The sequence below is a fragment of the Olleya marilimosa CAM030 genome, assembly GCF_000518485.1.
Taxonomy (GTDB): Bacteria; Bacteroidota; Bacteroidia; order Flavobacteriales; family Flavobacteriaceae; genus Olleya; species Olleya marilimosa.
The window spans coordinates 141,602-154,198 of the sequence record NZ_JADR01000007.1; the positions used below are offsets into that span (position 1 = coordinate 141,602).

Sequence of the window (12,597 nt, forward strand, 5' to 3'; positions counted from 1 at the left end):
TTACTTGTTTTTAATTTCGTTGTCAATTATTGCTCTTAACTCCTCTAATTCATTTTTACTTAAATCGGTTTCTTTTGTAAAAAACGACGCAAATTGTGAGCTGCTATTGTTAAAAAAGTTTTTAATCAAGCCATTTACATGCTTAGAAAAGTAATCTTTTTTCTTTACTAAAGGGAAGTATTGTCTAGAGTTTCCAAACGTTGTGTAATCTACAAAACCCTTGTCAGTCATACGTTTTAATAACGTTGCAACGGTTGTGTTTGCTGGTTTTGGTTCTGGATAGGCTTCTAGTAAATCTTTCATGAAAGCTTTTTCTAGTTTCCATAAATGACTCATTAATTCTTCTTCCGTTTTTGATAATTGCATGTCTACAAGTTTAGATTAACTTCTACAAATGTAGAATAAAAATTCGATTCTACAAATGTAGAGTTGTTTTTTTGTGTTTTTATTTATAAAAGAAAGTACAGTTTGTGTTTCATTTTGAGTAAGTTAGGGTTGAATGATCTTGCATATGTTGTCACTTACACTAGGTCATCCTGAACTAGTTTCAGGATCTCACCCCAAACGGAAATAACTATGTTATCACAAAAAAGGCACGCCTAAATAAAGACTTTTTATTAAGCTGTTTTTTATGACAAGTATAGATTAGTCACTACTTTCTAGAGCGTAAACTCTCTATAATAACCGTTGATAAGATTAAAATTCCACCAAAAAAAGTGTTCCAAGTAGGAATTTCGTTTAAAAAGAAAAAGGCAATTATAATACCGAATATTGGTTGCGTACTACCAATAATACTTGCTGTACTGACTTTAAAATGGTTTAAACTTTGAATAAATAAGGTGTGGCCAATTGCTGTAGTTACTAATGCTAGAATGATTACAAACGGAAACTGTGTGCTTATATTAGAAGTGTCGTATAAAAATAAGGCAGGTAATAAAATGATGCTAATTATTAATAATTGAAAAAACATTAGACTGCTACCATGGTAGGAGGTTACGTATTGTTTAAGTATTAAAATACGCATAGCATAACAGAAGGCAGACAATAGTCCAAACAGAATCCCTTTTACTGAGTCATTTTGAAAGTCTAATTCTGGAGAGAGAATGTAAATCCCTAAAAGTACCATAGCGCCTAATAAAAGGTGCATATAGTCAAATTTTGTTTTAGAAAATAAGGGTTCTAAAAAAGCTGTCATTATAGGAAATGTAAATAAAGCTAGCATACCAATTGCAACACTTGATAGTTGCAGCGCTATAAAGTAAGTAATCCAATGCGAAGCCATAAATAAGGCGCTTAACACAAATGCACCTAAGTCTCTTTTAGAGTTTATTTTTAGGGTAATGTTTTTGTATTTACAATAGCCTAATAGTAGAAACAAAGCTAAAAAACTACGCCACCAAATGGTTACAGGAGCAGGCATGCTTATATAGCGACCTAAACTACCTGATGTACTAATTAGTAGTGTGGCAAAGGTTAGTGCTAATACGTGCTTTAAATGTTGGTCTTTCACTTTGATTGGTTGTGTAAGCGGTAGTAATGGCATCCTTTATTTTGCTGCCATATATGGCAAAATAAAGATATAATGGATGACGCGACCACCTTTTGCCACTTTTAAAGCAAAAGGTGGTGACACCCTAATTTTACTTATGCATTTCAGTAAAATACTTATAGAAATACGGAATGGTTTCTATTCCTTTTAAGTAATTCCATACTCCAAAATGTTCGTTTGGACTGTGTATGGCGTCGCTATCTAAACCAAAGCCCATTAAAATGGTTTTACTTTTAAGTTCTTGCTCGAATAATGAGACGATTGGAATACTTCCTCCACTACGTTGTGGTATTGGTGTTTTTCCAAAGGTTTCTTGATAGGCTTTACTTGCTGCTTGATAACCGACACTATCTATTGGTGTTACGTAACCTTGTCCACCATGATGAGGTGTTACTTTTACTTTAACGCCTTTTGGTGCAATGCTTTCAAAATGTTTTTTGAATAAGTCTGTGATGTTTTCCCAATCTTGGTTTGGTACTAAACGCATCGATATTTTTGCAAATGCTTGACTTGCTATTACTGTTTTTGCGCCTTCGCCAGTATAACCACCCCAAATACCGTTAACGTCTAAGGTTGGTCTTATGCTGTTACGCTCGTTGGTGGTATAGCCTTCTTCTCCGTAAACAGCATCAATGTCTAAAGCTTCTTTGTATTTGTCTAATGAAAACGGAGCTTTTGCCATTTGTGCACGCTCGTCTAAAGATAATTCTTCTACGTTGTCATAAAATCCAGGAATGGTAATATGATTGTTGTCATCGTGTAATGATGCAATCATTTTAGTTAAAACGTTTATTGGATTTGCTACTGCACCACCATATAATCCTGAGTGTAAATCGCGATTTGGTCCTGTAACTTCTACCTCAACATAACTTAAACCACGTAATCCTGTTGTAATGGATGGTGTGTCTTGTGCGATCATACCAGTATCACTAATTAGGATCACATCGTTAGATAATTTGTCTTGGTTTTGTTTTACAAATTTAGCAAGGTTAACACTTCCAACTTCCTCTTCTCCTTCTATCATAAACTTGACGTTACAAGGTAAAGCGTTGTTTTTTGTCATAAACTCCAGTGCTTTGACGTGCATATACATTTGTCCTTTGTCGTCACAAGCACCACGTGCAAAAATAGCGCCTTCTGGATGTAAATCTGTTGTTTTAATCACAGGATCGAATGGTGGCGAAGTCCATAAATTTAATGGATCAGGTGGTTGTACATCGTAATGACCATAAACTAAAACGGTTGGTAAATCTTTATCAATTATTTTATGAGCATAAATAATTGGGTAGCCTTCTGTTTCGCAAATTTCTACAACATCACAACCAGCCTCTTTTAAGCTTTTTGCAACAGCATCGGCTGTGTTTATAGTGTCCTGTTTATAGGCAGAGTCTGCACTAATAGAGGGAATTTTAAGTAGTTCTATTAATTCGTCAAGAAAACGTTGTTTATTTTCTTGGACGTAAGATTTTATGTTTTTCATTGAAAAATATTATTGGATTTAGGTAAAAATACAAAAAGGATAATAATTTGTTTGAAGTTATTATGAATATTCAAACTATTGTTTATATTTGCAATCCGAAATTATCGGTATAAGTTGCAGGCGTGGTGGAATTGGTAGACACGCTAGACTTAGGATCTAGTGCCGCGAGGTGTGAGAGTTCGAGTCTCTCCGCCTGTACAGAGTAAAAAAGCTTCTCAATATTTGAGAAGCTTTTTTTGTTTTAATACGTCCCAAAATAGCGCTGTAAAAACCACAAGATATTCAAAGCCTATAATCCATAAATTTTCGGTGTTATCTGCATTGGCATATGCTAAATAGCTTATTATAATTATAAAACTCCAAATTAATGGATACTTGTAGTTTGTAAATATAGAAAGCAATAAAATGGAAGCAATGTACCAAGGGTGTACTGTTGTGCTTAGTAATAAGTATACTGTAAAAGCGATAAGCATACTTTTTATCAAGGTTATAAAATTTTGATTTTGTCTAGTTAATGCTATATACCAAATGGAGGTAAAAATTATTACAGGTAATATTTTACCAATTATTGCTATTTGATTGTAGCCTGTTATTAAATAACCAACCTCTCGAGCGATGTAATATATACTTGCATTAAACTCAAAGTCTCCAAACCATAACCCTACGGTTTTAGAGTAGTTGTTTACAAATTCCATTGAGAAAAATGGTGTAAATAATACTAATGTAGAGACACCAATAATTATATAGAAGTAAATTAGTTTTTTGAAATCAATTTTGGAATGGTTGTCTTTAACTCTAAACCATTTTACAAATAATGGTAAAAATAAAAGAGGAACTAATTTTGTTGAAATAGATAGCGCAAAAATTACCGCAGACCATTGCCATTTGTTTTTATGTAATAAGTATAAACTTAAGATTAAGAAGAATAACATAACACCTTCAAAGTGTAAATTTCCTGTTAGCTCTATAACTATAAAAGGATTTAGGATAAACCAGAATATTTTATATTGAGATAGTTCGAGTCTTTTTAAAAGTTTAGCCCCAAAATATAGGGTTCCTATATCTGCTGCTATTATTATAAGTCTTAAACCTATTACAGACCCTAGTATGTTTGATGAAGATATTAGATTTGCTATAGTAAATAGTAATTGATTTATGGGAGGATAGTTGGAGTAGTGGCTGGCGTTAAGCGCTTGCATGCCTACTACTAGTTGTTGTGCTTGACTTATTGGATACTCTCCTAATGCTATAAAACTTGCAGGTGTATGTAGGTAAGGATTAAAACCTTGTAATATCATGCGTCCATCCCAAATAAAACGGTAAAAATCTTGTGATAAATTAGGGATTGCTATTAAAAAGATTAATCTGCTAATGATTGCAATTGCAATTAAAAGCTTAAAATTGTTTTTATTGTTGTTTACTATTTTGATGAATAATCCAAATAATACAATATATATGGATATTAAATTGGTGTGATCTGTTCTGGCTAAATTATAAGCAAATACACCATACAAACAAAAGCTAGCTAGTATTAGCAGTAATGTTAGTTTGTTAGTTTTTAAAAATAATGTATTAAGCATGATGCGTCCTGCGTTAGCGGTTGAAATGGCATCCTTTTTTGCGATATTATAAAACTAGATTTTAAAGTTTAGCAAGGGTTTTGCTTTGTAAAACAGTTTTAAATGAATGTAAATTTGTATCGCAGAAAAGATATAATGAAAAACGCGACCCTTGTGGTAACGCCCAAAATATTATGCTTTAGAGGTTAGGGATTTAAAAAATACAAATCCAAATCCTATGGTTAACATTAAGTGAAATGGGAATAAACCAAAGTCACCACCTTTATCTCCAACCACAAAAGCACTGTACATACCAAACGCAAAGTATAACATCAATGCACCTTCAAAAATAACATTAATGGATATGTTTTTACGTAAATATTTATTGCCTTTCCAACTATCTTTAAGTGTGCTAATATTAAATTTTGGTGTGCGTACAAACTCACTACGTTTACCAACATGGCCTTCTAATACTGCAATAGAATTGTGTAATGAAAAGCCCATTGCTATTGAGAAAAACGTAAAAAATAGTGCAATGTATTTTAAAAAATCTTTAAATGTATTACCATGACTTTGCTTGTACATCACCCAGTAGCATACAAAAAAGATAATTGTGCTAACTACAAAAAAGCTCATGACGTAAAAGTATGGTCTTAAGTGTGCATATTCGTTTTTAATGTACAACATCGGGATGCTTAAAATACCAACTATTAGTACGTTTAAAAACATAGTACTATTTAATAAGTGTAATAACCCGTGAAGTTTAGTTTTAGCAGAAATATTTTTGCTTGTAATGACACGTCCAAACATTTTTTGGAAGTTTTCTGCACCACCTTTATTCCATCTAAATTGTTGTGATCTTGCTGCACTAATTACCACAGGAAGTTCTGCCGGAGTTTCAACGTCTTCTAAATACTTAAATTTCCAGTTTTTAAGTTGCGCTCTGTAACTTAAATCTAAATCTTCTGTTAAGGTGTCACCTTCCCAGTTTCCTGCGTCTAAAATACAGTCTTTACGCCAAACACCAGCTGTACCATTAAAGTTAATAAAATGTCCTTTGCTACTACGTCCAACTTGCTCTAAAGTAAAATGTGCGTCTAAAGCAAAAGCTTGTATTTTTGTTAATGTAGAATAGTCTCTGTTAATGTGTCCCCAACGAGTTTGTACCACACCAATTTCTGGGTCCTTAAAAAACGGAATAGTTTTTTTAAGCCAATTTGGTTTTGGTAAAAAATCGGCATCAAAAATAGCAATGTATTCTCCTTTTGCTATTTCTAAACCTTCTTTTAAAGCACCTGCTTTAAAACCTTGTCTGTTGGTTCTAGTAATATGTGTAATATCTAACCCTTTTGTTTTAAGTTGGTCAACGTGTGCTTTGGTTGTAGCAACGGTCTCATCTGTAGAGTCGTCTAAAACTTGGATTTCTAATTTATCTTTTGGATAGTCCATTAAGGCTATGTTGTCCAATAGACGATCCATAACGTACAACTCGTTAAAAACAGGAAGTTGAATAGTTACAAACGGAATTTCTTCTGAATTATTAAAGTTAAATTTTGGTCCGTTTTCTTCTTTCTTTTTTGATGCTAAGTAATTAAACAAAAGGTTTAATTGTGCCAAAGCATACATGAAAATAAGTACTAGCGCAATGCTATAAATAATAATGGTAATGGTTTCGAGAATCACTTTTTAAAACTGTATTTGAAAATCCACGTTAGTATTTTAACGCCTGCAAATATACTACCTTTTATTGTTCCTGAAACTTTTGAGACACCAATTCTATTTCTGTAGTTTACAGGGACTTCTATATAGCTTAGTTTTTGCTTTAATACTTTTAGTTGCATTTCTACCGTCCAACCATAGGTTTTGTCTACCATGTTTAAAGCTAGAAGCTTATCATATTTAATAGCTCTAAATGGTCCTAAGTCTGAAAATTTAGCACCAAAAAAAAGTGACATTAAGGTTGTTGCTAACCAATTACCAAACACTTGTTGTGGCATCATACTGCCTTCTTCTCTTAATTTTTTGACACGTGCACCAATAACAAAGTCCATATTTTGATCTATAATTGGCGCAACAATTTTGGTTAATTCTTCCGGATAGTCACTATAATCTCCATCTAAAAACACCACAATATCAGGTTTACTATCTTGTTTAGCGATATAATCCATACCTTTTAAGCAAGCATAACCGTAGCCTTTATTGTTTTCTTGTAAAACAGTTGCTCCTGCGTTTTTGGCATTAGCTTCTGTTAAGTCTGTCGAGTTGTTGCTAACCACAATCACCTCGTCCACTATAGAAGGTATGTCTTTAATAACTTGAGCAATCGAGTCTTGCTCATTGTAGGCAGGAATGATGACTTTTATTTTGGTCATTTAAGGTCGCTTAATTTGTTTTCTCTTTTAAAGGACTTTAAATCGGTCCATTCTTTTATTTTTTGTCCTGCTTTAAATTTTACTGCAGATATCAAAGCTTCGTTTTTATACATAAGACAATACCCATTTTTTTGATTGTCTTTAAGTTGACATTTATGATTTATTTTTTCGTTGTCATCATAAAACAACCACCATTTTACCTTTTTATCGGTTATAAAATGACCTTCCTTTTCTTTTTTACCGCTTTCGCGGAAATACTGCCAATAGCCAGTTTTGAGGTTTTGGTTAAAGCTTCCAAATTTAGAAATTACTGAGTTGCTATGATAGAATTTCCAGAATTTATTTTTTAAATCGTTTAAATAATGCCCTTCACTTTTAGTTTTTGAATTATCAAAATAGGTTTTCCAGTAGCCCGTTTTTAGCCCATTTATATAACGACCTTGACTTTTTAAGTAGCTGTTTTTGTGGTATGTTTTCCAGTAACCATTGGCTTTACCTTTAAGATAATTACCTGCTTTTTGTAAAGTGTTATTATTATGATAGTAGCTCCAATACTTTTCTTTTAAGCCTTTAACATAATTACCTTTAGCTTTGATTGTTTTATTGTCATGGTACTCTATCCAATAGCCTGTTTTAAGGTTGTTGCTATAGTTTCCTTTTTCTTTAATGCTTCCGTTTGGGTAGTAATACACCCAAAAATCTATTTTTTGATTATTACTAGTCCAACCTTTATACAATAGGCTTCCGTTGTCGTAAAAGGCTTTCACGTAAGTTTTTTCCGCGTAAGCGTTATAACCTAAAACAATAAAAAAATATAAAACAAAGGTTTTCATTTTTTATTTTTTGTTTACAAAGTCCATCAAGTCAACATCATTACCTAATAATACTTCTGTTGGGTTTATACGTCCATCCATAGTATCGTTTTCTAATTTTAAAACACCTCTTGGACAAACAGCGCTACAAACACCACATCCAACACAGCTAGAACGTACTATGTTTTCTCCTTTTTGGGCATAGGCACGAACATCAATTCCCATTTCGCAACTGTTTGAGCAATTACCACATGAGATGCATTGTCCTCCATTGGTCGTGATTCTAAATTTTGAAAATAAACGTTGTTGAAATCCTAATATAGCTGCCATAGGACATCCAAATCTACACCAAGATCTGCTACCTAAAATTGGGTAAAAACCTGTTCCGATAACTCCTGAAAATATGGAGCCTATGTAGATTCCATAGGTAGATCTTAAAGCACTACCTTTTACAAAAAATAAATGATCGGTTGTAGCTGTAAAGTGCATAATTAGTAATAAAGCAATTACAACAGCATAACCAATTGCACCAGCTTTTGCATCTTTACCAAGCTCTTTGCCTCTAAAATACATGACACCTGCAAATATGATGGTTAAAAATACGATTACAGATATGATAAAAACATCACGTGTTAACCAAAAATTGTTACTGTCTTTGCCTAAATAGCTATAGACCATTGCTGTTGTCATTACTACAGAAAATACTAAAACGGTATGTATTAACCATCGCTCTAGCTTCCAAGCAGAAAGTTTTTTTGAAGATAAATGTCTAAAACTATCTCCTGCAGTTTCAGCTAGACCACCACAACCACAAACCCATGAGCAATACCAACGTTTTCCGTATTTGTATGTTAAAATAGGTGTGATAATAAAGGTAGAAGCTATCCCAAAAATGATTAAAGCTAATCCTAAATTACCATTAGATAAAAAGCCTTTTACAGACCACTCATCAAAAATGTAATAGTTTAATGGCCAAATGCTTTTAAGGTCATAATATGGTAAATCATTATTCATGACGTACATGAATTCTGGGATTAAAAAAGCAAAACCTAACTGAAAAAACATAACCGAAACGGTTCTGATTTGTTGATAGCGATTGTGTCTATATTTTAAGATGTATTTGTAACCAAATGCTAAAATGGCGATGGTATATAATGTGCCATAAACAAACCATTGACTAGCATTTCTACCACTTAATAAATTGCTTAAAGGGTCGAATAATCCAATTAAACCAGTGTTTGGAGCACCATCTTTAACTAAACCCAAATATTTAGGAAAAAAGTATAACACAATATAAAAACTGGTTAGTATAATACCTAAAGCCCAACCCCAAAATCCTCTGGATGAAATGGATTTATACCAAACTCCGTCATTTTTTATACCCTCTAATTTGGTTAAATACGCTTCTCTAGAATATATAATAATACCAATTGTAATCAATCCTAATGCTAGCGTTAAAAATAATGCTGTATTTGGTAGATTAACGTTAAATAAGGCTAATGTTAAAATTAATAGTCCAACAAGACCAATACCTAAAGCAAATTTTTGTTTTGTTGATATATGAAACGCATCTGGTGATGCTAATGACATACTGTGATTTAGTTTATTACTCATATTTGGATGCTGTTATACTGTTTGTAGTTGCTTGTTGTATGCCTTTAGGATATCCTGTTCAAAATGTTTGTAAAATTCTGGGTCAAAATTGGCCTCTTTTAAATTATTTATTACGTAATCTACATCACGTTGTTCGGTTAACCATTTGTCAAAAGTTTCGTGTCGCATTCGGATACCAAAAGTATTAATGCCTAAAAAAGTCTTGGTGTCGTTGTTGTAAGCTACGGTTATACATTTGGTGTCGTCCTCATGTTTCCAATGGAAATGTTTTTCGTGCTCAGGACGTCCACGTTCTCCAAACACCCAACCGTAAGTTTGGTATTCGATATCTAAAAATTTTGCGCTATTAAACCAATGACCAGGTTTGTATTGTAGTCTATTACCACAAATGGTTTGTGCTAAAGTTTCTCCCATCATACGTCCTGTGTACCAAACCGCTTCTATTGGACGTCTGTTGCCAATAGCTTCGTGTTGCTCAGCGCAATCTCCAATTGCATACACATCGTTTATGTTAGTTTCTAAATAACGGTTAACAAGTACACCTTTGTTTGTTTTAATTTTAGAGTCTTTTAAAAATGAAATATTTGGAGATACTCCTGCAGTCAGTCCAACTAGGTTGCAAGCTATTTCTTCTCCGGTTTCTTCAATAATTATTGATTTAACATGTCCATTGTCATCAGATTTAATTTCTTTTAAATTGGTATTTAACCTTAAATCAATGTGATGGTTTTTTATGTGTCTGTTAATCATTTGACTTTCGCCTTCAGGTAAAACACCATTCCAAAAACTAGTCTCTCTAACTAAAAAAGTGACTGGTATATCTCTTGAATTTAGCATTTCTGCCATTTCAATACCAATTAATCCTCCACCAACAATTACAGCATGTTTACACACTTTATTGTCTGGTGCAGTTTGCTGCATGTTATCTAAATCTTGTTTGCTGTATAAGCCTTGAACACCTTTTAGGTCTTGTCCTGGCCAACCAAATTTATTAGGTTTACTTCCGGTAGCAATTACTAATTTGTCGTAAGTCATTGTATCACCTTCAGCAAAGTGGAGTGTTTTATTATCAGTATCTATAGTATTAACGAAGCCTTTTTTTAAGTTGATGCGGTTTTTCTCCCAAAACCAATTCTCATAAGGTTGTGTGTGCTCAAACTTCATGTGTCCCATGTACACATACATTAAGGCTGTACGAGAAAAAAAATAATCCGTTTCGGCTGAAACGATAGTGATTTTTTTGTCCGATAATTTTCTAACGTGTCTTGCTAGAGTAACTCCAGAAATCCCATTTCCTATAATGACGATGTGTTCCATAAAAATTTAATTAGTTAGATAGTCTGTCGTTTTTAAAGTTAAAAACTTAATTGGATTTTTAGTTTAGAATCTTTTTAAATAACCTCTTTTGTGTAAGGTTATAATTAATAGTAAGACGAGATTTTTTTTTATTTTTTTTGAAAGTTTTTGTTAAATGTTAAGACTTAATCAATGTTACAAATATTTAAAACCCAACCTAATGATGAAAAATAGCCTAATAATAGTGCTTGTTTTCAGCGGATTATTTTCCGCGAAAGCGCAAACCCTTAACGATTTTTTTACACAAACCGATGCCTTTTTGAAAGCTTACGTGTCTAAAGGTAAAGTAGATTATAAAGCAGTAAAGGAAAACGCGGAAACTTTAACCTCAATATTAACAATTGCTAATCAAGTGTCTGTATCAAAAACAGAAGCTAAAAACTACCAAGCTTTTTGGATTAATGCTTACAACTTATCTGTTATTAAAGGGATTGTTGATAATTATCCAATAGCTTCACCATTAGATAAAGCTGGATTTTTTGATAAAATAACGTACAGTTTAGCAGGTCAGAAAGTGACATTAAACACCATTGAAAACGAATTATTGAGAGGGAATTTTAAAGATGCAAGATTTCATTTTGTGCTTGTTTGTGGTGCTATAGGTTGTCCGCCTTTAATTGCTAATGCTTATTTGCCAAAAACATTGGAAGCGCAATTAGAACAACAAACAAAATTAGCGTTAAATGGTGATTATTTTGTGAAGGTAAACGACAAAAAGAAAACAGTTGAAGCTTCTGAAATCATGAAATGGTACAACGAAGATTTTGTACAAAACGGTATGACCGAAATTGAATTTATAAACAAATACAGAACTAATATAATACCTGAAAATTATAAGTTAAAGTACTTTTCTTATAACTGGAACCTTAACAAACAATAAAAAAAATATAACGCTTTCGCGGAAAGCAAAACAAAAAAAAGCATGAAAAAACTAACTTTACTACTATTAGCTATTGCAACTTCAATCACTGGATTTTCTCAAGAAGATGAAGCCTCAGGAAGTAACATTCAAACCTACACACCTTCAAAATTATTAAGCCAAGGACAATGGGATATTAAGTTTTTTAATAACCTTTATACACAAACAGAAAGTACGTTTACATCTGGTACGGAAGCTAGAGAAACTTATTTTACTTCAACCGTAGATGTGTTTACAGGTATTAGTGCTAATAACCGCTTTAATGTTGGTTTATTATTAGAATTTAGGTCTAATGTTATTGGAGATCGTGATGCTTTAGATGTGTTTAAATTTGATGGCGAATCTAATACTGCACGTTCTGGTTTTACATCTTTTGCGCCTGCAGTTAAATTTAATCCTATAAAAAGTGTTAGTAATTTTACTATCCAGACAGCGTTTCATATTCCTTTAGTTGATAACGAAAGTGAAAACGGAGTGTTTTTAGATCAAAAAGGGTTTACGTTTCAAAATCGTTTTTTTTATGATTATAATTTTAACTCTAAATGGCAATTATTTACAGAGCTTAATACAGAATATCACTTTGGTAAAAAAGAAGAAAGCTTTGCTAATAACAGTTTAAGCTTAACACCAGGTTTGTTTTTAAGTTATTTTCCGAGTTCTAAATTTACCGTTTTAGGATTAGTACAACACTCACAACGTATTGATACAGGTAATGATTTTGAACAAGATTTTACTGCAGTTGGAGGTGGTGCAAAATATCAAATTAGTGATGTGTTAAATATTGAAACCTTGTACTCTAAATTTGTTAGAGGAAACAATACTGGTTTAGGACAGTCTTTTAATATTGGTTTAAGAGCCTTATTTTAATAAGTAGCATTAATTTAATAGTTAATAAATCCTGCTGAAAAGCGGGATTTATTTATATTTAGTAAAAAA

At 32.6% G+C, this 12,597-nt stretch carries 11 protein-coding genes and 1 tRNA gene; 3 read left to right on the top strand and 9 right to left on the bottom strand.

Annotated elements, in window-relative coordinates; genetic code table 11:
- The 3 genes from M890_RS0109485 to M890_RS0109495 form a co-directional block, all read right to left on the bottom strand.
- Positions 1-366 carry a BlaI/MecI/CopY family transcriptional regulator gene (locus M890_RS0109485; RefSeq protein ID WP_028283309.1) on the bottom strand — a complete coding sequence of 122 codons (366 nt, stop codon included), beginning with the start codon at positions 364-366 and terminating at the stop codon, positions 1-3.
- 286 nt (positions 367-652) lie between these two features.
- Positions 653-1,510, bottom strand: a complete 858-nt coding sequence (locus tag M890_RS0109490) for a DMT family transporter (protein WP_028283310.1) — start codon at positions 1,508-1,510, stop codon at positions 653-655.
- Between the two features lie 130 nt (positions 1,511-1,640).
- Positions 1,641-3,029, bottom strand: coding sequence for a dipeptidase (locus tag M890_RS0109495; protein ID WP_028283311.1), 1,389 nt, complete (start codon positions 3,027-3,029; stop codon positions 1,641-1,643).
- Positions 3,030-3,145: 116 nt separating this feature from the next.
- Here M890_RS0109495 and M890_RS0109500 point away from each other — a divergent pair.
- Positions 3,146-3,227 (top strand) — tRNA-Leu (locus M890_RS0109500).
- 17 nt (positions 3,228-3,244) lie between these two features.
- Here M890_RS0109500 and mptB read toward each other — a convergent pair.
- The 6 genes from mptB to M890_RS0109530 all read right to left on the bottom strand — a co-directional run bounded on the left by mptB (position 3,245) and on the right by M890_RS0109530 (position 10,703).
- Positions 3,245-4,609 carry a polyprenol phosphomannose-dependent alpha 1,6 mannosyltransferase MptB gene (gene mptB / locus M890_RS0109505; RefSeq protein WP_028283312.1) on the bottom strand — a complete coding sequence of 455 codons (1,365 nt, stop codon included), beginning with the start codon at positions 4,607-4,609 and terminating at the stop codon, positions 3,245-3,247.
- Positions 4,610-4,780: 171 nt separating this feature from the next.
- Entirely contained in the window at positions 4,781-6,271 is a 1,491-nt protein-coding gene (locus M890_RS0109510; RefSeq protein ID WP_028283313.1) for a cellulose synthase family protein, read from the bottom strand.
- Positions 6,268-6,960 carry a glycosyltransferase family 2 protein gene (locus M890_RS0109515; protein ID WP_028283314.1) on the bottom strand — a complete coding sequence of 231 codons (693 nt, stop codon included), beginning with the start codon at positions 6,958-6,960 and terminating at the stop codon, positions 6,268-6,270. Before M890_RS0109515 ends, M890_RS0109510 begins: the two co-directional genes overlap by 4 nt.
- Positions 6,957-7,793, bottom strand: a complete 837-nt coding sequence (locus M890_RS16015) for a toxin-antitoxin system YwqK family antitoxin (protein WP_036597385.1) — start codon at positions 7,791-7,793, stop codon at positions 6,957-6,959. Before M890_RS16015 ends, M890_RS0109515 begins: the two co-directional genes overlap by 4 nt.
- Before the next feature lie 3 nt (positions 7,794-7,796).
- A complete protein-coding gene (locus tag M890_RS0109525) occupies positions 7,797-9,386 on the bottom strand; it encodes a 4Fe-4S binding protein (protein WP_028283315.1) in 1,590 nt (529 codons plus the stop codon).
- Between the two features lie 12 nt (positions 9,387-9,398).
- A complete protein-coding gene (locus M890_RS0109530) occupies positions 9,399-10,703 on the bottom strand; it encodes an NAD(P)/FAD-dependent oxidoreductase (protein ID WP_028283316.1) in 1,305 nt (434 codons plus the stop codon).
- Positions 10,704-10,902: 199 nt separating this feature from the next.
- Here M890_RS0109530 and M890_RS0109535 point away from each other — a divergent pair, with 199 nt between their 5' ends.
- Both M890_RS0109535 and M890_RS0109540 read left to right on the top strand, forming a co-directional pair.
- A complete protein-coding gene (locus M890_RS0109535; protein ID WP_316929349.1) occupies positions 10,903-11,622 on the top strand; it encodes a DUF547 domain-containing protein in 720 nt (239 codons plus the stop codon).
- Positions 11,623-11,664: 42 nt separating this feature from the next.
- On the top strand, positions 11,665-12,528 hold the full coding sequence (locus tag M890_RS0109540) for a transporter family protein (protein WP_028283318.1): 864 nt from the start codon (positions 11,665-11,667) through the stop codon (positions 12,526-12,528).
- Positions 12,529-12,597: the final 69 nt, after the last annotated feature.